The following is a 22,804-nucleotide window of genomic DNA, read 5'->3' on the forward strand; positions in this document are numbered from 1 at the left end:
GCATAGTTTTGGATGTGCAGGAAATACTGAAAGGTAAATAACGGGAGGGATATCTTTTGAAAAGATTCATAAGTAGATTTAGGGCAAATAAGCCAAAAGATCAGTCTTCCAGCAACCTAGATCATTCTGGCATTTCGAACAATGAATCTTTTTCTGAAGATCTAGAAGCAAACCTGAAATTCGTTAAAGAGTCCCTAGGTAATAGCACGGATCTAATTACAAGAGAATTCACCTTGAGAATACAAGGATCGGAACAGCGAGCAGCGGTTCTATTTATCGATGGTCTAGTGGATACCACGATGATACAAGACTTTATTATTCGCACCCTTACAAATAAGGATCTAATAGGTGAGAAACAAGCAGACTCCGAAACTGATCTTTTAACAGCAATAAAAAACCATGCGGTTTCAATCGCAGAAATCAATGAGTTGAGTACTTTCAAGGAACTTTTATCGTCCATCTTAAAAGGTGATACCGTCATACTTCTAGATCGTTGCCGTCTTGGAATTGCTGCCGGTACAGCTGGCTGGGAAGGGCGGGGTGTAGAAGCACCTGAAGATCAAACGGTTGTGCGCGGACCACGTGATGCATTTACCGAAAATTTAAGAACCAATACGGCTCTTATCAGACGAAAAGTGAAAAGTCCGAATTTATGGCTGCTTACTAAGACCATAGGAACAGTCTCACAAACCAATGTCTCCATTATGTATATCAAAGGCATCGCCGAAGAACAAGTTATAAAGGAAGTTACCCAAAGATTGGACAGCATCCAAATTAACGGAATTTTGGAAAGCGGCAATATAGAGGAGTTGATTGAAGACAAAACCGTTACACCCTTTCCTACAATATACAATACCGAGAGGCTAGATGTTATTGCTGCAGGACTGATGGAAGGGCGAGTTGCTATTCTTGTTGATGGGACTCCGTTTGTTTTGTTAGTTCCAGCATTGTTCATACATTATTTCCAAGCTGCAGAGGACTACTACCAACGAGCTGACTTCGGCTTGCTTCGAATGCTCCGTGCGTTGTGTTTCGCAATAGCTTTACTTGGACCATCATTTTATATCGCAATAACTACCTTTCATCCAGAAATGCTACCGTCCCCACTGATTATCAGTATTGCCTCAGGCAGAGAAGGGGTTCCCTTTCCGGCATTTATTGAAGCGCTGCTTATGGAAACTATATTTGAAATATTGAGAGAAGCAGGAGTACGAATGCCTAGAGCGATCGGACAGACGGTTTCAATTGTCGGCGCACTTGTTATTGGACAGGCAGCAGTAGAAGCGGGACTAATATCGCCAGAAATGGTTATCGTTGTTGCCATTACTGCGATATCTTCATTTGCTTTGCCTTCCTATAATTTTGGCATCGCTGTAAGAATATTAAGGTTTCCTCTTATGGCACTTGCCGCCGTTGTAGGTTTATACGGTATCTTCATCGGAGTCGGATTGATTCTCATTCATTTGTGTGGGCTTAAATCGTTTGGAATGCCTTATATGGCACCTTTCGCACCATTTAACCTGGAAGATCAAAAAGATAGCTTGTTTCGATTACCTAAAGTCGGACTTAGGATGCAATCACAATCGATTGGCAAAAAAAACAAAAGGAAATAAGGAGGGAGGTTGGTGTCAAAAAGTTTCCGAAGCGTCTTCGTGTTAATTTCTGTGCTGCTTGTCTTAACGGGTTGTTGGAACAGAAGAGAAATGAACGATTTACTTATTGCTGCGGGAATGGGCGTAGACAAAGTAGATGAAGGATACCTTGTCACAATCCAAGTCATTGATCCCGGTGAAATCACTGCTAAAAAAGGTGGTGGTCATACACCGGTAACGGTGTATTCCGAAACGGGTGAGACTGTATTCGCTGCCTTACGTAAAATGACTACCGTTGCAGCACGAAAAATCTATTTTTCACATTTAAGAATGTTCGTTATCGGAGAAGAGACAGCAAGAAAGGATGGCATTGCAAATGTGACTGAATTTCTATATCGAGATCATGAGTTAAGAGCGGACTATTATATTGCCGTCGCCAGAAACAGTACGGCGAAAGAAGTTCTGGAGGGACTAACTCCGATCGAAAATATCCCTGCTCACAAACTTTTTACTTCATTGGATATGTCAAGCCACTTTTATGCAGGAACGGAAACATGTAAGATAGATGATTTGGTGTCGGATCTTGTTACAGAGGGGAAGTCTCCTGCAATCACAGGTATTCGGTATATCGGAGATAAAGATAAGGCGGATAAGAAAGAGAATTTGGATGTAACCGATCCATACGCTCAGTTGAAATATGAGGGAATAGCTGTTTTTCGTAGAGATAAGTTAGTCGGGTGGCTGGATGAAGATGAGAGCAAAGGATACAACTATATATCGGGAAAATCAAAAGGTACAGTTAAGGCGATTTCATGCCCTGAGGAAGATGGGGAGCTGTCGGTTGAACTTATTCGAACAAACAGTAATGTTCATGTAAGTCACAAGGATCAATCTCCTGAAATAAACATTAAAATCGAGGCTGAAGGGAATGTTGGAGAATTTCAGTGCCGCCGGTCTGACTTAACGAACTTAAAAACGTTGAAAGAATTGGAGGATCTCGCGGCAGAAGCGATTGTAAATAAAGTACAGAAGGCGATTGATAAAGTTACTCTACTTAAAACTGATTTTATCGGATTTGGCATGCACATTAACCGAGTAAGCCCAAGTACTTGGGAGAAGTATAAGGAGGGCTGGGGCGAAAGATTTAGTTCGATCCCAGTAACAGTCAAAGCTTCAGTTAAACTGCGTAATACCGGTAAAACGGATGGATCATTCCTTGAGAAAATTAAAGAGTGAGGCGTACGATGACGATCAAAGTGATTGGAGTTTTTGTCGCGGCAGTAATTCTATTTTGGATAGATATGCCCATTCTAAGAAAACAAAAAAGCATTAGGGACATCGTTATGTTTCTATTGCTATTGACTGCAGCTATTGTACTGGGACTAGTAAAGGTGTTAAAACTATATTCTTCAACCCCTTTATATATGATTAGCTGGTTGTTCAAACCATTGAGTGATCTTATCCAAATGCTCCAATAAATGTACATATCAAGGAAAGGAGTGAATTATGAATGCAACGACCTCCTCAAATCAGTACCCGGCAATTTCAAATATTGGTCATCCTGTTTACGGTAGGTACCTCCATTCTAATTATGCCTGCTGCGTTGGCTACCGAAATAAAGCAGAATGCATGGATGGCACCACTGATTGCTCTCATCCCCGGTTTACTTCTGGTGTTTCTATATAATCGAATAAATCGTGCTGCACCAGGAGTGACATTGTTTGAATTATGCGAATCGATACTAGGGAAATGGATTGGCAGAGTGGTATCCCTTATGATTGTCGTCTTTTTCTTTCTTGCGTCTGCCATGGTATTGTTCGATGTGGGAAGATTTATTACTACTGTAATAATGCCGGAAACACCGATTTTATTTATTAATCTATTGTTGCTATTCTTGTCATTACTGCGATTCGAAGCGGTCTTAATACATTTGCGCGCATGGTAGAGTTACTATTCCCATTGTTTATACTATTCTTTCTTCTGATCGTTATATTTCTATCTCCACAGATTGATTTTCATAATGTTCAGCCTATCTTTGTACACGAAACGAATAAATTGTTCTATTCGATTCTAATGGTGATGAGTATCACTTTTATGCCGCTTGTTGTCTTCCTCATGGTTCAAGCTAAATCAATAGCTCATCCCAATACAGGACGAAAAGGATATTATACAGCTGTGCTTATTGGTGGCGGAATATCTGTTATCATTGTTATGTTAACGATATTAGTTCTTGGGTCTGACATCGCATCTCTGCAGCAATTCCCGGTGTATTATCTTGTTCAAAAGATTAGTGTTGGAAAATTTCTTGAACGGGTAGAAGCAATCGTAGCCATCATGTGGCTAATAACTACCTTTGTGAAATTGTCATTATATTTCTACACCTCTGTATTCGGTCTTGTACATATCGCTAGATTGAAAAGTGAACGTTCCGTGCTTCTACCGATGGGGTTCATTCTGGTTATCGTTTCTGTAGATATTTTTCCAAGTTCAGTATTTGAAGCTAAATTTAATGCTTCAGATTGGATCGCATCCATTTTCTGTGTGGGATTTATTCTTCCACTATTCCTGTTCATTGCTAAACGATGGAAGGATCGAAAAAAGAGTAAGGGCCAATAATGCTGAATTCAAACAAATCAGGATACACTTCTGTTGTATTTATGAGTATAAAAAAATCGACATATATGTTACAATTATCGCTTGGAAATTTCCATGTATTTGCTTCTATCTTCGATTTAAGGAGATTTTTCATGATAACAGATTTAAGAAGATCAGAAAATTGGATAGCGGGCCTGCAGTGGCTGTTTTTCATTTTTGCTAACATTGTAATTATACCGCTTACCATTGGGGCTGCGTTTGATTTGTCAGAGGATCAGATCATGGCCTCATTACAAATGTCATTTATTGTTACGGGAAGTGCGTGTGTATGCCAAGCATTCTTTGGTCATAAGCGGGCCATTTTAGAAGGGCAATCTGGTTTATGGTGGGGCATGATTTTGACAACGGTGAACATAGCAGCTGGACAAGGAATTTCTTTAGCTGAACTCGGAGGAAGTCTGTCTGTAGGAATACTAATCTCAGCTATGCTGACAATGCTTGTAGGGATTTTCGGATGGGGGTCTGCCTTAGCTAAATTGTTCAAACCGGGTGTAATGGGCGTATTCATGCTCTTATTCGGCTTCCAAATCATACATATCTTTCTTAAAGGAATGTTAGGATTACCAATGGGTAATACACCTGATCATGCCCAAATTGATATTCATATTACGCTGCTTTCGTTAATTCTTGTCGTGTTGATCATCATTGTTAATGTTAAGCTTCCAAACAGAATAAGTAAGTATTCGCTCTTAGCAGGCATTGTCATAGGTTGGATTGCATTCGAGTTGATAATCGGGCAGAAAGATAGTGTGGTTAGCAAATCCTCATTTGCTCTAGAGTTGTTTCCGTTTGGTAAACCTACACTTAATGTGGGGATTATTATTGTAGCTGTTGTAACAGGAATTCTAAATCTGGCGAATACGTTTGGTTCATTAAAGGGAACAGAGGATTTATACGGTGTAGTCACAACAAAAAAACAATACAATGCCAGCTTCATTATATCAGGCATATCAACAGCAATTAGTGGTTTATTCGGACTCGTACCCTATACACCGTTTGTATCTTCAATTGGTTTCCTGAAACAATCTGGTATTATAGATCGATTGCCATTTATCATTGGTGGCTTCCTCTTTCTAATGATGGGAGTGTTTCCGCCGATAGCTCACTTCTTTTCAGATATTCCAGTCAGTGTCGGAAGTGCAGTCTTGTTCGTGTCCTATTTACAATTGTTTCTATCTTCTTATGATTTTATTAATAGAGTTAAATTTAACAAACGGAATGTATACCGGACAGCTGTACCGATCTTTGTAGCAGTCGCAATTATGACTTTCCCAAGTTCGTACTTTTCATCTTTTCCTACCTTCCTTCAGCCTTTCATTAGTAATGGATTGCTCATGGGTATTAGTTTAGCTCTTATACTTGAGAATACGATTGACTGGGACCGAATTAGCGAGACAGAAAAAGAGGTATCCTAAGTGGAGCATCCTCTTCTTGAAGACTTTGTATTGAAATCATCACTTTATCAAGCTTATAATAAATCGATAAATATAAGAAAAGGTGTTATGGATGAGTATATTAAATGTTGAAGGTTTAAGTCACGGTTTTGGAGATCGCGCTATTTTTAAAGACGTATCTTTCAGACTTCTAAAAGGCGAACACATTGGATTGATCGGTGCCAACGGCGAAGGTAAATCAACTTTTATGAACATCGTCACAAATAAGCTTCAGCCCGATGAAGGAAAAGTGGAATGGTCTAAGCGTGTACGGGTAGGTTACCTTGACCAGCATGCTGTTCTTCAGAAAGGTATGACGATTCAAGATGTGCTGCGGAGTGCGTTCCAATATTTGTTCGATCTTGAGCAAGAAATGAACGAAATGTATAACCGAATGGGAGAGGTTTCTCCTGAAGAACTGGATAAGCTTCTTGAAGAAGTGGGTACCATTCAAGATACGCTGACGAACCAGGATTTTTATATGATTGATGCGAAGGTGCAAGAAACAGCTCGGGGTCTGGGAATTACAGACATCGGACTGGATCGTGACGTCAATGATTTAAGCGGTGGTCAACGTACCAAGATTTTGCTCGCTAAACTTCTGCTTGAAAAGCCAGACATTCTGCTGTTAGACGAGCCTACCAACTACTTGGATGAACAGCATATCGAATGGCTGAAGCGCTATCTTCAGGAATATGAAAATGCATTTATCCTGATCTCGCATGATATTCCGTTCTTGAATAGCGTTATTAATCTGATTTATCACATGGAAAATCAGAAGCTGACACGTTATGTCGGAGATTACGAGCAGTTCCAGCAAGTTTACGAAATGCGAAAACAACAGCTGGAGTCAGCATATAATAGACAACAGCAAGAAATCGCAGATCTGAAGGATTTTGTAGCTCGGAATAAAGCCAGTGTGGCTACCCGAAATATGGCGATGTCCAGACAGAAGAAGCTTGATAAGATGGAAGTCATCGAGCTAGCGAAAGAAAAGCCGAAACCGCAATTTAACTTTAGGGAAGCCAAGACTTCCGGAAAAATGATATTTGAAACGAAAGATCTTGTAATCGGCTATGATAGCCCACTATCCAGACCGTTAGACCTGCAAATGGAACGTGGTCAAAAAGTAGCCCTAGTCGGAGCGAACGGTATCGGTAAAACGACATTGCTACGCAGTATTTTAGGTGAAATCCCTGCGTTATCCGGTTCGGTTGAGCTCGGTTACAATCTGGAAATTGGCTACTTCGAGCAAGAAATGAAAGAAGGCAACTACAATACTTGTATTGAGGAAATCTGGGAAACGTTCCCTTCCTATACTCAGTTTGAGGTGCGTGCTGCTCTTGCTAAATGTGGACTCACGACAAAGCATATTGAGAGCAAAATCGCTGTGCTGAGTGGTGGGGAAAAGGCTAAGGTTCGTTTGTGCAAACTTATAAACAGCGAAACCAACCTGCTGGTTCTTGACGAACCGACAAACCACTTGGATGTGGATGCTAAAGACGAATTGAAACGCGCCTTAAAAGCGTACAAAGGAAGCATTCTCATGATCTCTCACGAACCTGAGTTTTATAATGATATTGCGAATGTTGTTTGGAACTGCGAATCATGGACGACAAAAGTATTTTAAATGATTATTTGACTATCCAATGTCTGACAATATGCTAATTATCCGAAAAGCCGCAAATTTGCGGCTTTTTTTGTTTTTAGTATTGTGAATTCCACTCAAAATAGTAGTCAATAATACATTGAAGTGGGTATGTATTATTAGGAAGTTGACATCCTGTATATACATGTTTATATTTTGTTATAGACAACTTGTATATACAGGGCGACGAGGAGGGTAATTTCACTATGCAAACGAAGGAAAACAAACCACGGGATTGGTGGAGAAAATCTACAATTTATCAGGTATATCCTAAGAGCTTTAATGATACAACAGGCCGAGGAACAGGTGATATTCGAGGTCTTACTGAAAAGCTTGATTATATAAAAGGATTGGGTATTGATATTGTGTGGCTTCAGCCAGTGTATGTATCTCCCCAAAATGATAACGGTTACGATGTTGCAGATTATTACAATATCGATCCTGCATATGGTACGATGGAAGATTTTGACGAGCTCGTTCGGGAACTTAAGAAGAGAGACATGCATCTTATGATCGATATCGTGGTCAATCATTCATCAACGGAACATCGCTGGTTTAAGGAAGCGAAGTCTTCGCGAAATAATCCTTATCGGGATTATTACATCTGGAAAGATCCTGCTGAGGATGGAGGCCCGCCTAACAACTGGCAATCCAAATTTGGTGGACCTGCTTGGCAATATGACGAAGAAACAGGACAGTACTTTTTAACATTGTTTGATAAGACACAAGCAGATTTGAACTGGGAGAATGAGAAGGTCAGACAAGAAGTCGTGGATTTGCTGACATTTTGGGCAAAAAAGGGCGTAGATGGCTTCCGGATGGATGTTATCAACCTGATATCTAAAGATCAGCTATTTCCGGACGATGACGGTTCTGTAGCTCCTGGGGATGGACGAAAGTTCTATACTGATGGACCTCGTGTACACGAATATGTTAAAGAACTGAATGAAAAAGTGTTCAGACCATACAACATAGTCACCGTAGGTGAAATGTCGTCCACGACACTGGAACATTGCATTCGTTATTCAAACCCAGAGGAAAATGAGTTTTCCATGACATTTAACTTCCATCACCTGAAGGTAGATTATCCGAACGGACAAAAATGGGAATTGAAGCCTTATGATTTCGAGGAACTAAAAAAGGTGCTTTCGGATTGGCAGATCGGCATGCAGGAAGGCGGCGGCTGGAATGCGTTGTTCTGGAACAATCATGATCAACCGCGGGCGCTTACACGGTTTACGAACGATAACGAATACCGTGAAGAAAGTGCCAAACTGCTGGCTACGACACTCCATGGATTACAAGGTACGCCTTATGTCTATCAAGGAGAAGAGATCGGCATGCCAGATCCTAAATGGAACGATATTTCCGAATTTAGAGATATAGAGTCACTCAATATGTACAGAATTCTAGTACAAAGAGGTAAAACGCCTGAAGAAGCAGCTCATATTGTAAGAGTACGATCTCGGGATAATTCAAGGCTCCCAATGTTATGGGATGACAGTCACCAGGCTGGATTCACGACAGGTTCACCTTGGATCAAGATCGATGAGCGTTACTCGTCAATCAATGCAAAGTCACAGGTAGAAAATCCGAATTCAATTTACCATCATTATCGTAAGTTAATCGAACTTCGCAAAAGACTACAGGTCATTACAGATGGAAAATACATTCGTCTTGACGAAGGTCATCCTCAGGTTTATGCCTATGCCAGAGTAAATGAAGAAGAAACTTTGGTTGTTATTTCCAATTTCAGCGGGGAAGAGGTATCTTTTGAACTTCCGCAAAAGTTCACTGAGAGTCTTCTCAAAGGTCGCTCAGCAGAGCTTCTAATTGGCAATACTGCAGAAGAGCCAGAACTTTCTCAGACCATTAAACTTCAACCGTATGGATCTTATATGTGGCTGATAAAGGCTGATAATTCTATACACTAATAATTCTAAAGTCAGGAGCGGATGGCTATGGCGAATATAGATCGTAAAAACGTGGAGCGGATCATTGAAGCTATCGGTGGTAAAGACAATATTGAAGCCGCTACACATTGCGTAACAAGATTGAGATTTTCCCTTGCGGATGAGAGCAAGGTAGATGCCAAGGCACTAGATCAAAATGCCCTCGTAAAGGGACAATTTTCTTCCCAGGGGCAATTTCAGGTGGTCATTGGTCCGGGCCTAGTAGATCAGGTCTATGATGAAATGATTAAAATCACCGGAGGGGCGAGAGCAACCAAGGATGATGTGAAGTCTCTTGCCAGCAAGAAACAAAATCCTGTACAACGGGCAATAAAAACACTTGCCGATATCTTTATTCCGATCCTGCCTGCAATCGTTATGGCGGGTCTCTTGCTCGGGTTAAACAATATACTTGCAGGTGATGGTATTTTTTATCAAGATCGATCTCTGATCGATGTGTATCCTCAGTGGGCAGATGTAGCTTCCATCATTAATCTGATTGCAAGTACAGCCTTTACATTCCTGCCGGTCTTGATCGGATGGTCAGCTGTGAAGCAATTTGGAGGTAACCCACTTCTCGGGATCGTACTCGGCTTGATTCTCGTGAATCCAGATTTGCTGAGTGCATACAATTATGCGAACGCCAAGCTGGAAGGTACAGTTCCAGTGTGGAACCTGTTCGGATTTGAAGTTGAGAAGATCGGTTATCAGGGTCAAGTATTGCCGGTGCTCGTCTCTGCTTACATCCTAGCTAAGATTGAGATTTTTCTGAATAAACGGGTAAATGATTCGATTAAACTGCTTATTGTGGCACCTGTTGCCCTATTAGTGACCGGATTCCTTGCTTTTGTTGTCGTAGGGCCAATCACATTTGCGATTGGTAATGTACTCACTTCAGGTCTTGTCAGCATCTTTGATTCATTTGCTGCACTCGGTGGATTAATTTATGGCGGTTTGTATGCATTACTGGTCATTACAGGGATGCACCATACGTTCCTTGCGGTGGATATTCAATTGATCGGAAGTGAAGGTGGTACCTTCTTATGGCCAATGCTTGCCTTGTCTAATATTGCTCAAGGTGCCGCAGCCCTTGCAATGATGTTCATCTTTAGAGAACAAAAAGCGAAAGGTCTAGCCGTAACTTCATCGATTTCAGCCTTTTTGGGCGTAACCGAGCCGGCTATTTTCGGGGTGAACGTTCGACACAAATATCCTTTTATTTTCGGTATGATCGGTTCCGGAATCGCAGGCGTCCTTTTAGCGTTAAATAACGTACTTGCTTCATCTATAGGTGTAGGTGGTATACCAGGGTTCTTGTCGATTTTCCCGAATAAATGGGGGATCTTCTTCCTGGGTATGATTGTGGTGCTGGTGGTTCCATTTACCGGAACGCTCTTGTACGGAAAATATCTATTGTCAAGACAGTCTAATGGACTCGCTCAAGAGAAATCAGAGGAACCCGTAGCGAGTGAACAGGCTGCAACGACGAATGATGTCGATTGTGATGAGGTCGTTGTAACACCTGGAGCAGACCTGAACTCGGAGAAGCTTGTTGTAGATATATCATCTCCGATGAACGGAACAGTGGTACCACTATCCGAAGTACCTGACCCAGCTTTTGCAGAGAAACAAATGGGACAAGGTATCGCCATCATTCCTTCTGACGGGAAGGTATACGCTCCATTCGACGGAACGGTTGCCCATCTCATTAAGAAGAGTAAACATGCTATCATTCTTTCTGGTCCGAACGATATTCAAATATTGATTCATGTAGGAATCAATACAGTTTCTTTAAAAGGAGAAGGTTTTACTGCACACGTAGAAACGGGATCGAGTGTTAAGAAAGGACAGTTATTGCTGGAATTCGACATGGATCTTATTAAACAGGCAGGACTGCCTATCATTACTCCGATTCTTATACCGGACGGTCAGGATGGTATTCAAGAAGTGAAGGAATATGAGGGAGAAGCTATTCAAGGCGAAACCCCGATACTTCAGGTTCGTTATTAATTGATCAAATCGTCTAGGTTTGAACGAATGAAATCATTGCAAAACATGGTACAATAACGATGGTGATGATGCGATGACAAACAATATTTATTTTACACTTTACAACGATTATGCCGAACGTATTGATAATGGAAATCTTGAACCTGGAAGTAAGCTCCCTTCAGAGAATGAGCTTTGCGCAACGTATCAGACCTCTCGAGAAACAGTACGGAAGGGTCTGAACCTGCTTGCCCAGAATGGTTACATTAACAAAGTTAAAGGGAAAGGTTCGTTTGTCCTGGATAAAGGGAGATTGAAATTCCCAATAACGGGACTGGTCAGTTATAAAGAGGTTACCGAGCGATTAGGGAAAGAGAACCGAACCCATGTTCATGTAACCGAACGTGTACCTGCAGGAGACACTATTGCCAAGGAACTCCATATTCGAGCTGATCAACTTGTATGGAAGGTCATTCGTGCCAGAGAGCTTGATGGTGAGCGCATTATTCTAGACATCGATTACTTTCCAGCTGATATCGTTGTGAATTTGACGAAGGACATTGCAGCATATTCGATATATGAGTATTTAGAGAAGGAGCTTCATTTCAAGATTAGTTATGCAGAGAAAGTGATCTCTGTGGAACAAGTTACAGAAATGGACAAGGAGTATATGGATCTTAAGAATGATACCCATGTCGTTGTCGTCCGGGGATATGTTCATCTGGAGGACACAACGCTCTTTCAATTTACGGAATCTAGACATCGATTGGACAAATTTCAATTTGTAGATTTTGCAAGAAGGATTTCCAAGGTGGAGACATCATAAGTCGCCTTTGTGTTCGTTTTGATAAAAAGCCCCATTTAGGGGCTTTTTTTATTGAGCATACATCTTGTCACATAAAAATGAGTTGATGATGCAATTCTTTTTTTGTTTATGATAAAAATCATTGAATAGAGGGTATTGACACATAATTTTCACAAATATATAATACGAATATGACATTGGTAACGTTACCGATAACGATACCAGAACAATATCGGAGGTGGTCTATTGATTGAAATCTTATATTCTGATTGAATGGATAGATATTTCTCGAACAGTTGTAAGCGCTTAATATACATTCAAATTTCCTCATATCTTCCCTCATACGCGTTACCACACATAATTACCTCAACTAAATTGACTCGCACAGAAACGAACACAAGATAAAATCAGAGCCTAACGAATTAAAAAGGGGTGACATGATTGTCTGAACAGTTCGATATCAGTACATCTCAAGTTTTCAAGTTGATTGATTGCGACAATAATCAAACCGCTGAACATCCACCTAAAAGATTTCGTATGTGCATTGATTCCGTAGAACATGAGTCGAGCACTATAGGACTGCATAATTTGAAAGCATCTGCAAGCGGACAGTTTTCATTAAATGGTTTGAAGTATATGAAATCCGTCATTCCAAACGATAGGTTAACCGTCGTAGATCTTAGGCAAGAATGTCATGGATTTGTGAATGGAATGGCTATTAGTTGGTACAGTCTCTTCAATGATTCAAATCGTGATTTGAGCCAAGAAGCTGTAATTAAGCTTGAAAGACAATATTTGGATGAGCTTATTGAGGTAGATAAGGTTGAATTTGATTACATCGAAGGGAAATCTTTTCAGCTAAGAAATTCTATAATTTCTCCCAAACAAGTGCATTCAGAAGCAGAATTAACAGCTCAAGAGGGAGTTGGATATATCCGGTTTTGTGTAACGGATCATCATCGTCCATCAGATGCAATTGTTGATGAGTTTATCACATTTGTGAAAGCGTTATCTTCAGGGGAGTGGTTGCACTTTCATTGTCGTGGAGGTGTAGGTCGTGCAACCACATTTATTTTGATGTACGACATGATTCGTAATGCCAAACAAGTGAGTTTAGATGATATATTACTTCGCCAGCAAAAGATTGGTGGCCGAGATATGTACCGATTGAATCCGGAGCAAGGACTACATCTTCGTAAAGCTGCTCTCGAAAGATTGAGTTTTATTCATGCATTTTATGCATTTTGCGCGAGTGAGCAAGGTATTGATCATATGAATTGGCAATCCTGGCTACAGACTCAGACATAATCCCAACAATAGACTTACACAATAATTGAACTTGTAAGTAACTAAGGGAGGTTCTGTGATATGGGGAGAGGTAAAGGCTTCAAATTATTCCTTATTTCAATATGTATGATGACTGTCATTGCGGGTTGCGGACAGGAAAGCAAAGCAAAACAAGGCTCAGGAAGCTCTAATTGGGCAGTCGAGCAAGGTCTCGATAAAACTGAAACGGTCGACGAACTATATGAGCAAGCAAAGAAAGAAGGAAAGGTTGTCGTATACTCTCAGTCAAGTCGTATTAAAGATGTCAAAGCATCATTCGAAGCTCAGTATCCAGGAGTGACGGTTGAAGCTTATGACATGAGCACTAATGAAATTGTAGAGAAGCTCGTGCGTGAACATGAATCCAATGTTTACAATGCGGATATGGTGTATGTAAAAGATACTTTAGGCGTTGTATCCTCTGATCTGGTTGAACGGGGGATTTTACACGGGTATAAACCGACTGATATCTTAGATACCTTAACAAAAGAATTTCAAGATCTCCCAGGGTTGGTTACTAACGCTACCGTTCGAACAATCTACTTCAATACAAATGTATATAAAGAGTCTCCTGTATCGAACTGGTGGCAACTAACGGAACCTGAATGGAAGACACGTGTACTCATAAATGATCCTCTAGAATCCTCAGATACTATGGAACTGTTCCTCTCAATGATACAACACTCCGATGATATGGCAGCTGCTTATAAAGAATTGTATGGTAAAGAAATTGAATTAACAGAAGAAAATGCTGGTTATGAATTTGTCTCAAGCCTACTCAAGAATGATCCAGTATTAGTTAAATCCAGTGATGATGTTGTGGAGAATGTAGGCACAAGCGCACAAGAAAAGCCACCTATAGGAATCGGTGCTTCTAGTAAATTACGTAATATCGAACAAAAAGAGCTAGCAATTAGCGCTAACTTTGATATGAAGCCAAAGATTTCTGTATTAGGACCGTCTTATTTGTATATTGCTGACCAAGCTAAGCATACCGCTGCAGCGAAGCTTATGATTCGTTGGATGATGGGCGAAGTCGGAGGAGAGGGTGAAGGGTTAAGACCATTTAATGTACTGGGTTCATGGCCATCCAATCCAAGCGTGGCTCATAAAAATCCTATCAACATGGATCAATTAAATGTTTGGCAATACGATGGTAAGTTTTTCTACAATAACTCTATCAAATTCCGCGAATTCTGGATTAAAAACATAAAATAATATTTACGTACTTGAAGAGGTTCGTGCCGGCAAAGAAGGGGTGTATGTCAATGAGTAATACCGAATACACAACCAAGAAGCAGCAGAATAACCAGGGTTCAAAATTTAATAAAGCTCGGTTCAAGAATCGTTTTGTTGCATTCTTAACCAATCCAATGCATGTCATTAGCATGGTAGCGATCATCTTTCTGGTCTATACGATTGTCATTCCATTAGTTCAAATGGTATCAAGTACCGTTACTTGGAGTCATGATGATATGCGCGCTTATCCGGATGCCGAACCAGGAAAATTAACACTACAGCATTGGCTCTATATGATTGCAGGTGATATTAGTAAAAATGTATTTTATGAACCGATATTAAACTCTATCCATATTGCTATTTGGGTTTCTGTGTTATCTGCTATTCTCGGAGGCACGCTAGCTTGGCTTGTCACACGCTCAGATATTCCATTGAAGAAGACGATCGCATTTATGGCGATTATTCCATATATGCTCCCATCTTGGATGAAATCAATGGCTTGGTTGGTTATCTTTAAAAATGATCGGATTGGTGGAAGTAAGGGACTAATCCAAGCATTATTCGGAGTTAGTCCTCCGGATTGGCTCTCTTATGGACTTATACCGATTGTTATTGTACTAGTTGGACATTACTTTACATTTTTCTATCTTTTGATCGCTGTAGCTTTGAGTTCGATTAATAGTGGTCTTGAAGAAACAGCAGATATTTTGGGAGCAAAGCGTATAACTATTTTACGCCGAATCACATTTCCCTTGGTCTTACCAGCAATATTATCAGCATTTATTCTTACTTTCTCGAAATCGATGGGTACCTTCGGACCAGCGGCATTTCTTGGATTACCGATCAAATACTATACGATTTCAACGATGTTATACAGCAGTATTCGCGGACGAATGACATCACAAGCATATATTCTTAGTATTGTTTTAATCTTAATCGCAGCAATAACGATTTATATCAATCAGAAGGCAATTGGGAAGAGGAAGGGTTACACAACGGTTGGTGGTAAGGATGCACGTAAGACTTTAACGCCACTAGGTAAATGGAGAATTCCGATATTCTCAACAGTTATGTCGTTCATGTTCATCGCAGGGATATTCCCGTTACTAATGTTATTCTTGCAATCGTTCATGCTGAAGGAAGGTGTATACAGCATGAGTAACTTTACATCGCATTTTTGGATAGGATCATCGAATCCGAATATCGCTTCGGGTGAAGTGGGCGTCTTGATGAGTGACAATATTCGTTTGGCACTTAAAAACTCTTTGATAGTTGCTTTTGGAGGCGCCGCATTGTCAGCAGTGTTAGGTGTTACACTCGGATATATTGTAGCTAAAGGTAGAAAATCAATGACGACAAGAGTCATTGAACAGTTAACTTTTACTCCATATTTGATTCCGGGTATCGCATTCGCTGCTATATATCTATCGATCTTTGCTAAACCAGGGTTTCTCATTCCAGCATTGTACGGTACATTGACCATAATCATTTTGATTACCGTGGTTAAGGAGCTCCCTTTCGCCACCCGATCAGGAACGAGTAGTATGATGCAGATCAGTGGTGAACTTGAAGAGGCCGCCAAAATACAAGGAGCTTCCTTCTTTAAGAGATTTACTAAGATCATGCTGCCTTTGACGCGAAAAGGCGTAATTAGTGCATTCCTACTCGGCTTCATTAGTGGTATGAAGGAACTCGATTTGATTATTTTATTAGTTACCCCGAAGACAGGTACATTAACGACACTTACTTTCCAGTATGCAGAAAGCGGATTCCAACAATTTTCGAATGCAATAACAGTAATTATTATCATGATCATTATCGTGACATACTTTATAGCGACCAAGTGGGGTAAGGCGGATCTAACGAAAGGAATAGGTGGCTAACATGAGCAGAATTGAATTGAAACATATCAACAAATATTTTGATCACAACCATATCCTGAAAGATATTAATTTTGTCATCGAAGAAGGCGACTTCATGACGTTATTAGGTCCTTCAGGCTGCGGGAAAACGACAACACTACGTGTAATAACGGGCCTTGAAAATCCAGAGGAAGGAATCATTACGATTGGCGGAAAGGAAGTGGTTAATGGAGAAAATCGGTTTTATGCTGCAGCTTCAAAACGTGGATTGAACCTTGTGTTCCAGAGCTACGCACTATGGCCGCATATGACGGTGTATGAAAATGTAGCTTTTGGATTGACCCTCAAAAAAATGCCTAAGCAAGAGATCCGCACAAAAGTGGAACTCGCTTTAGAGAAGATGAGAATCATTCAGTATAAAGATCGCTACCCTTCAGAACTGTCTGGTGGACAACAGCAACGCGTTGCCATAGCAAGAGCCATTGTAACTGAGCCCAAAATCTTGCTGCTTGATGAACCTCTTTCAAATCTGGATGCCAAGCTAAGACTTGAAATGCGCGCAGAACTAAAAAGATTGCATCGTGAGTTGAATACAACCATTATCTATGTCACTCATGATCAAGTTGAAGCTTTAACGATGTCAACCAAAATTGCTGTTTTCTTTGAAGGTAATTTGGTTCAAGTTGATACGCCACGAGGAATCTATCGACATCCTGCTGATTTAAGAGTAGCTGATTTTATCGGCAATCCGACAATCAATTTTGTTGATGCTTCTTGTACGTATCAAGCTGGATGCCTGCTAACAGATTCAAGTTTAGGAAGAGTTGCAATACCTTCTGAACACCAACATTCAGGTGATGTGGTTCTTGCTATTTACCCGGAGGATATCACAATTTATCCTGAGCAAGTCAAAGATAGTATTAAATGCAGCGTATCATCCATTCTTCCAGCAGGCTCCGAAACTCTTGTTCAATTAACCTTTAATGGCAGCACGACAGTCTTGGTGAAATATATGGGGGAGATGGATTACTTGGTGGGTAGTCATGTCTGGATTACGTTTCCAAAAGAAAAAGTGAATGTTTATGATAAAGTCAGTCAACGACTTATTACTGGTACAAACAAGAATGGATCGAATGAATCAACTCGTTTAACAGACGCAGTGAATTTATAATTCGAGGAGGAATTCCGCGATGGTATCCTTTAAAAAAACGTTTGTGATCCTTTTAAGTTTGGCTCTTTTGTTACAGGTATCTTCTATAGCTATCGCAGCAGAAGAAGAGATTGAGTATGTTCCTCTGCAAGAAGAGGTTCTAAATCCGCTTGGTGCTGCTTCCGTATGGGATGTAAACACACAATCGATCTTGTTTAAGCTTCGTAATGGAATGACAGGAAAAGTCACCGTAGGCAGTGATCAATATGAGCTTGGTACTCAAGTTGGCAGGTTCCCTGCTGCTGTACAATTGGATGGAAGCATAATGATGATTCCAGAGGATGACGATTTTGTTAAAGCAGTGAATTTACAAAATGCAAGTGCAAATATTCTAGATATTGCACATCAGCCACCAGCATCACTTATTGAGGTCAAAGCGAATCTAGAGACCGAACCTTCTGCTCAAAGTGGTGATTCTATTGATGATCCATCAATCTGGATACATCCTAACGATGGGAATAAAAGCTTAATTATAGGAGCCAATAAAAAAGCTAATCCGGGTGGTATTGAAGTCTACAATTTAGATGGTAATCGTATTGGAGCATACGGTGTTGGGAAAATGAACAATGTTGATGTTCGATACAACTTTATGCTAAATGGTCAAAAGGTTGATATCGCAGCATCAACGAACCGTACAACAAATACAATTAACATTTTTATCATTAATCCAGATACAAGTGAGTTAACTGAAGTTACGGGCGATCATCTGGAATCTAATATGGAAGAGGTCTATGGATTCGGCTTGTATCAAAGCCACCGATCCGGCAAAATGTACGGTTTAATCACCGGTAAAGAGGGTGAATTCGAACAATGGGAATTGTACGATAACGGAAATGGTAAAGTTGACGGTAAACTCGTACGCGAGCTGAAGATTGGCAGCGTTACAGAAGGCATTGTAGCTGATGATGAGTACGGTAAGTTCTATGTTGCGGAAGAGAATGTCGCGATTTGGAAATATAATGCGGAACCGGATGGCGGTCTTTTGCCTGAAGCGAAGATCGATACGGTTGATGGCATCCGCCTTACAGAAGATGTTGAAGGTGTAACGATATACTATGGCAAGAATGGTGAAGGTTATTTAATTGCTTCTAGTCAAGGAAGTGACCGGTACGTCATTTATGATCGTAAGAGTGGTACCTATTTAACAACCTTTATGATTGTTGACGGGGATATCGATGGTACCTCTGAGACAGATGGAATCGATGTTCAATCGTTTGGTTTGGGCGATAAGTATCCTAACGGTATTTTCATTACGCAGGACAATACAAATGCCCAGTCTGACGGAAGTATAGCGAATCAGAATTTCAAAATTGTTCCTTGGGAAGACATCGCTAAAGCTCCGAAGAAAAAATTGAAAATTGATAATCAAAATCCGCGCCAATTGAAAAAAAGATAATGATAAATAATACTTGATATTAAAAAAAGGCTGTTCTAAAATAGAAATTGGAAACGTTACCGGAAACGTTACCAATCAAGGTGAAGGAGTGGAGACCTATCGCAACGATTAAAGATGTAGCCAAAAAATTAGGTGTTTCTGTCTCGACCGTATCTAGAGCTATGAATAATCATCCTGACATTCGTTCAGAAACGAAACAAGAAGTTCTTGAAGCGATGAAGGAATTAAATTATACACCTAACGCTGTCGCAAGAAGTTTAATTCAACGAAAATCTTTTACTATTGGACTAATGCTGCCCGATATTACAGATCCATTCTTGTCGTCGATGGCACAAGGGATTGAGGAGATAATATCAGATAATGGATACCATCTAGTCTATGGTAATACCTCTCGCATACGTGAAAAAGAAGAAAGTTTCTTACTAAGTGCCGCACAGAGGAAAATGGATGGTCTAATTATTACTTCGGATTATATGGATGAAGAGATGATGCAGTTACTTCGAAATTTAGAAATCCCCATTGTTTTCTTGAGGAGAAGACCACCAGCAGAACTCGATATGCCATTCGTGGACGTTGATCATTATCAAGGTGCATGCCGGGCTTTAGAGTATTTACTTTCACTTAATCATCGTCACATCGGATTCATCGGAATGCCAGACTTCTCTTACACCGGCCGTGAACGCTATCGTGCATTTTGCGATACGATGAAGAAAAACGGTATTCATGTAGCTGAAGAAGCAACTATCTTTGGTGAAAGATCCTATAAGAGCGGATATGAGTCCATGCAACAGCTTGCATCATCCTATCCTGAAATGACTGCCGTATTTGCAGCCAATGATATTTTGGCGATTGGAGCATTAGAATGGTTGTCGGAGAAGCAGATTTCTGTCCCTGGACAAATGAGTATCGTTGGATTCGATAATCTCGAGGTTAGTAACTTACACTGGATCAAATTAACGACAGTTGCACAACCTCGAAAAGAAATGGGGATGAAAGCAGCCGAATTGTTAATGACGATGGTGCAAGAGAAGGGCTCAAAGCCATCCTCTATATTATTTGATACAGAACTTATTATTCGCCGGACTTGCGCACCCGTCAACTTATAGTTTGGAGGAGTATGGCATGATCGGATTTTCAATTCAAAGTCCTGTGTTTCTTAGTGATTTTCGTCGACATACACATCATGATTTAATCGGAAATTGTGAGCATATTGATCAGTTTCTAGAGATTTTAAAAGAGAATGGTGTTAAATCGATTGAAGTGAGAATTCTTCCACGAAATGTAGATGACGAGGCATATATAAAAGTCATTCAGCAAATTTGGAAGGCTGGGCTTCAAATAACAATTCACGGTCATGTAGAAGGGGAAATGGAGGGAAGCAGATTCGAAGATATCTATCCCTCCATGAGAACCATTTTGCGTCAATTTGATCATTATCAGACTGATTTGATGATGGCTGTTCATGCTTTCGATGCGAAAGAGGGATCTGAAGAAGAATTAATGCATCGTACCATCCAGTTGTTCAAGCAATGGACATCTATGGCTGCAACAGAGAATATACCTATACGCTTTGCCCTTGAGAACAATCGCAAAAAAATGACCAAAGTTGATCCTGGAGATACAACAGAAGGCATCGTGAAGATGGTAGAAATCATCGATAGTCCTTTAATGGGAATTACTTGGGACACGGGACATTATTATTCTGACCTCATCAAGTCAATTGAGAATAGTCACCTTCAAGGTCAGACGTGTATGACCTTGCCAAACCGCACTTTTTTAGAGAAAGTTATTCACACCCATATTCATGGCATTGTCAATCTTGGAACCCATCAACCTCTAACAACAAAGGAAAGTTTACCTTTGGAATATTACGTGGAAAACTTACAGACTTTGAATTATAGAGGTATTTATAATCTTGAGCTTACGATGCCAAAGTTTAAAAACAGTGATCGTACAATTTTAGAGCATGTTAGTGCATCGATTAAAAGGCTGCACACCTCACTACAGCAATCTCATTCCGATGAAAAACATGTCTCTTATTAAAGGAAGGACTGAGTGATCTTGCCAACCTCAAATATTTGGGTGATTACACCATGGGAGCTGATCCTTCGCATGTTACTTGCGGCAGTCCTTGGCGGATTAATTGGGTTTGAACGAGAATGGAGTAATCACGCAGCAGGATTTCGAACACATATACAAGTTTGTCTTGGTTCGGCAAGTATCATGTTGTTATCTATTTATGGATTTTCTCAATTTGTTGATGAAGTGAACGTTAGAATTGACCCTGCTCGATTAGCGGCACAAGTTATCAGTGGTATTGGATTTCTAGGTGCAGGAGCTATCCTTCGGAATGGAAATATGATTAAAGGATTGACGACTGCAGCAAGTATATGGGTCGTCGCGGCGATAGGTTTATGTGTCGGTGCAGGCTTCTTCTTAGGTGCGATCATGTGCACACTCATCGTTCTTATTAATTTATTTGTCTTTAACAAGTGGGAGCGTATATGGGCAAAGAAACGTCGATATCATGATATCGAAATGGTCATACAAGATCAGCAGGGAGTGGTAAGTGCAATTTTATCAAAATTTCAGGACTTTGACATTAAGATCACAGATATCAAAATGCATCACACAGATGTCACTGAGATAGAAGCATCAGTTCAGCCAAGCATGACTCTGAAGTTAAACGTGCTTGCTCCTCATGTAGAGACATGTATGCGTGCATTAGAAGAAATTATGATGATGAATGCGGTTGAATCTATTGAAACCAGCATGAAGGGAGAAACACTTACTAAGGTGAATCTTCAAAGTGCAAACAATCAATCGATGACCATGTAATTACAAGCAATTAAGGGGAAGCAAGGTGAGCATACAATTGAAAAATATTTTATTTGTAAGCGATCTCGACGGTACGTTGTTAACTACTTCACAGAAAATTAGTGCAGAAAATGTTGAAGCGATTCGCCGTTTTGAAGAGCAAGGCGGATTGTTTACTTTGGCAACTGGGCGAACGGAACAGGCCGTCGCCAAATTCGTTGAGGAATTAAATATTACTACACCAATGATCTTATATAATGGTGCTAAAATCTATTGTCCTGTTACTCAAAAAGTTATTTATGAAAAAACGATGAATATACCAGTGTCGTTCTGGCAATATATTTTTTCGAAACTATCAGAAGACTTAGCACTCTTAATATATCGAGATGGTCAGGTATATTCACCGCATCGAAGCGCATTATTGGAATCCCATGAACAAAAAGATGGTGTCGTTAGTTTGGATTTTCCATTAGACACACTTGAACAGTTCGTGACCAAATTGCTTTTAATAGCGAATGATCCAGCAGAACTATTAGCAATAGAGGAGACAATACATGCGACGGGACTTGAAGCTGAGCTTGTATACTCCGAATATAATTATCTTGAAATACTCCCTATTCATACCTCTAAAGGAAACACACTTCGAATTCTACTTCAACTATTACCACACAAAGACTTGCGTACCATTGCAGTTGGAGATCAACTAAACGACCTCACGATCATACAACAAGCAGATGACGGCTATGCCGTTGAAAATGCTCATCCCACATTAAAAATCCACGCGAACAATGTAACTGTTCATCATGAAGAACACGCTATTGCTGATATTATCGAGAAACTAATGAAACTAGAGGTATGAAAATAAATTGAGGAAGTGAAC

General features: G+C 40.3%; 17 protein-coding genes and 1 pseudogene. All 18 read left to right on the plus strand.

Going from position 1 to position 22,804, the window contains the following annotated elements; translation table 11 throughout:
- Window positions 1-56: 56 nt before the first annotated feature.
- The 18 genes and pseudogenes from ACFQV5_RS14495 (at window position 57) to ACFQV5_RS14580 (ending at window position 22,783) form a co-directional block, all read left to right on the plus strand.
- Window positions 57-1,613 (plus strand): spore germination protein, encoded by a 1,557-nt coding sequence (locus tag ACFQV5_RS14495; RefSeq protein ID WP_379247984.1) that lies wholly within the window; start codon window positions 57-59, stop codon window positions 1,611-1,613.
- A gap of 12 nt (window positions 1,614-1,625) precedes the next feature.
- The gene (locus ACFQV5_RS14500) at window positions 1,626-2,828 is read left to right on the plus strand and encodes a Ger(x)C family spore germination protein (protein WP_379247986.1); all 1,203 of its coding nucleotides are present in this window, start codon (window positions 1,626-1,628) and stop codon (window positions 2,826-2,828) included.
- Window positions 2,825-3,070: a hypothetical protein gene (locus tag ACFQV5_RS14505; RefSeq protein WP_379247988.1), complete on the plus strand. Its 246-nt coding sequence runs from the start codon at window positions 2,825-2,827 to the stop codon at window positions 3,068-3,070. The genes ACFQV5_RS14500 and ACFQV5_RS14505 overlap by 4 nt, the downstream gene beginning before the upstream one ends.
- Window positions 3,071-3,102: 32 nt before the next feature.
- Window positions 3,103-4,208: pseudogene (locus ACFQV5_RS14510) on the plus strand (GerAB/ArcD/ProY family transporter).
- A gap of 131 nt (window positions 4,209-4,339) precedes the next feature.
- Window positions 4,340-5,662 carry a uracil/xanthine transporter gene (locus ACFQV5_RS14515; RefSeq protein WP_379247990.1) on the plus strand — a complete coding sequence of 441 codons (1,323 nt, stop codon included), beginning with the start codon at window positions 4,340-4,342 and terminating at the stop codon, window positions 5,660-5,662.
- A gap of 91 nt (window positions 5,663-5,753) precedes the next feature.
- Window positions 5,754-7,310, plus strand: a complete 1,557-nt coding sequence (locus tag ACFQV5_RS14520; RefSeq protein WP_379247992.1) for an ABC-F family ATP-binding cassette domain-containing protein — start codon at window positions 5,754-5,756, stop codon at window positions 7,308-7,310.
- A gap of 224 nt (window positions 7,311-7,534) precedes the next feature.
- Entirely contained in the window at window positions 7,535-9,262 is a 1,728-nt protein-coding gene (gene treC / locus ACFQV5_RS14525) for an alpha,alpha-phosphotrehalase (protein WP_379247993.1), read from the plus strand.
- Between the two features lie 27 nt (window positions 9,263-9,289).
- Window positions 9,290-11,290: a PTS system trehalose-specific EIIBC component gene (gene treP, locus ACFQV5_RS14530; RefSeq protein WP_379247995.1), complete on the plus strand. Its 2,001-nt coding sequence runs from the start codon at window positions 9,290-9,292 to the stop codon at window positions 11,288-11,290.
- A gap of 73 nt (window positions 11,291-11,363) precedes the next feature.
- Window positions 11,364-12,095 carry a trehalose operon repressor gene (gene treR, locus ACFQV5_RS14535; RefSeq protein ID WP_379247997.1) on the plus strand — a complete coding sequence of 244 codons (732 nt, stop codon included), beginning with the start codon at window positions 11,364-11,366 and terminating at the stop codon, window positions 12,093-12,095.
- A 420-nt stretch (window positions 12,096-12,515) separates the two neighbouring features.
- Window positions 12,516-13,382, plus strand: a complete 867-nt coding sequence (locus ACFQV5_RS14540; RefSeq protein ID WP_379247999.1) for a phosphatase domain-containing putative toxin — start codon at window positions 12,516-12,518, stop codon at window positions 13,380-13,382.
- 60 nt (window positions 13,383-13,442) lie between these two features.
- Window positions 13,443-14,618: an ABC transporter substrate-binding protein gene (locus ACFQV5_RS14545; protein WP_379248001.1), complete on the plus strand. Its 1,176-nt coding sequence runs from the start codon at window positions 13,443-13,445 to the stop codon at window positions 14,616-14,618.
- 50 nt (window positions 14,619-14,668) lie between these two features.
- The gene (locus tag ACFQV5_RS14550) at window positions 14,669-16,522 is read left to right on the plus strand and encodes an ABC transporter permease (RefSeq protein WP_379248003.1); all 1,854 of its coding nucleotides are present in this window, start codon (window positions 14,669-14,671) and stop codon (window positions 16,520-16,522) included.
- Window position 16,523: 1 nt separating this feature from the next.
- A complete protein-coding gene (locus tag ACFQV5_RS14555; RefSeq protein WP_379248005.1) occupies window positions 16,524-17,672 on the plus strand; it encodes an ABC transporter ATP-binding protein in 1,149 nt (382 codons plus the stop codon).
- Window positions 17,673-17,691: 19 nt separating this feature from the next.
- Window positions 17,692-19,107 (plus strand): phytase, encoded by a 1,416-nt coding sequence (locus ACFQV5_RS14560; protein ID WP_379248007.1) that lies wholly within the window; start codon window positions 17,692-17,694, stop codon window positions 19,105-19,107.
- 47 nt (window positions 19,108-19,154) lie between these two features.
- Window positions 19,155-20,213 (plus strand): LacI family DNA-binding transcriptional regulator, encoded by a 1,059-nt coding sequence (locus ACFQV5_RS14565; RefSeq protein WP_379248009.1) that lies wholly within the window; start codon window positions 19,155-19,157, stop codon window positions 20,211-20,213.
- 16 nt (window positions 20,214-20,229) lie between these two features.
- A complete protein-coding gene (locus ACFQV5_RS14570) occupies window positions 20,230-21,150 on the plus strand; it encodes a sugar phosphate isomerase/epimerase family protein (RefSeq protein WP_379248011.1) in 921 nt (306 codons plus the stop codon).
- Between the two features lie 69 nt (window positions 21,151-21,219).
- Window positions 21,220-21,945 carry an MgtC/SapB family protein gene (locus ACFQV5_RS14575; RefSeq protein ID WP_379248278.1) on the plus strand — a complete coding sequence of 242 codons (726 nt, stop codon included), beginning with the start codon at window positions 21,220-21,222 and terminating at the stop codon, window positions 21,943-21,945.
- Between the two features lie 25 nt (window positions 21,946-21,970).
- Window positions 21,971-22,783, plus strand: a complete 813-nt coding sequence (locus tag ACFQV5_RS14580) for an HAD family hydrolase (protein ID WP_379248013.1) — start codon at window positions 21,971-21,973, stop codon at window positions 22,781-22,783.
- The last annotated feature ends 21 nt before the right edge of the window (window positions 22,784-22,804 follow it).

Source organism: Paenibacillus sp. GCM10028914 (assembly GCF_042666275.1).
GTDB lineage: Bacteria > Bacillota > Bacilli > Paenibacillales > Paenibacillaceae > Paenibacillus_AQ.

Bases quoted from the DNA above. Each gene is read 5' to 3' on its own strand.
- treP (WP_379247995.1), top strand. From the start codon at position 9,290: ATGGCGAATATAGATCGTAAAAACGTGGAGCGGATCATTGAAGCTATC.
- ACFQV5_RS14520 (WP_379247992.1), top strand. From the start codon at position 5,754: ATGAGTATATTAAATGTTGAAGGTTTAAGTCACGGTTTTGGAGATCGC.
- ACFQV5_RS14550 (WP_379248003.1), top strand. From the start codon at position 14,669: ATGAGTAATACCGAATACACAACCAAGAAGCAGCAGAATAACCAGGGT.
- ACFQV5_RS14560 (WP_379248007.1), top strand. From the start codon at position 17,692: ATGGTATCCTTTAAAAAAACGTTTGTGATCCTTTTAAGTTTGGCTCTT.
- treR (WP_379247997.1), top strand. From the start codon at position 11,364: ATGACAAACAATATTTATTTTACACTTTACAACGATTATGCCGAACGT.
- ACFQV5_RS14570 (WP_379248011.1), top strand. From the start codon at position 20,230: ATGATCGGATTTTCAATTCAAAGTCCTGTGTTTCTTAGTGATTTTCGT.
- ACFQV5_RS14575 (WP_379248278.1), top strand. From the start codon at position 21,220: ATGTTACTTGCGGCAGTCCTTGGCGGATTAATTGGGTTTGAACGAGAA.
- ACFQV5_RS14515 (WP_379247990.1), top strand. From the start codon at position 4,340: ATGATAACAGATTTAAGAAGATCAGAAAATTGGATAGCGGGCCTGCAG.
- treC (WP_379247993.1), top strand. From the start codon at position 7,535: ATGCAAACGAAGGAAAACAAACCACGGGATTGGTGGAGAAAATCTACA.
- ACFQV5_RS14545 (WP_379248001.1), top strand. From the start codon at position 13,443: ATGGGGAGAGGTAAAGGCTTCAAATTATTCCTTATTTCAATATGTATG.
- ACFQV5_RS14555 (WP_379248005.1), top strand. From the start codon at position 16,524: ATGAGCAGAATTGAATTGAAACATATCAACAAATATTTTGATCACAAC.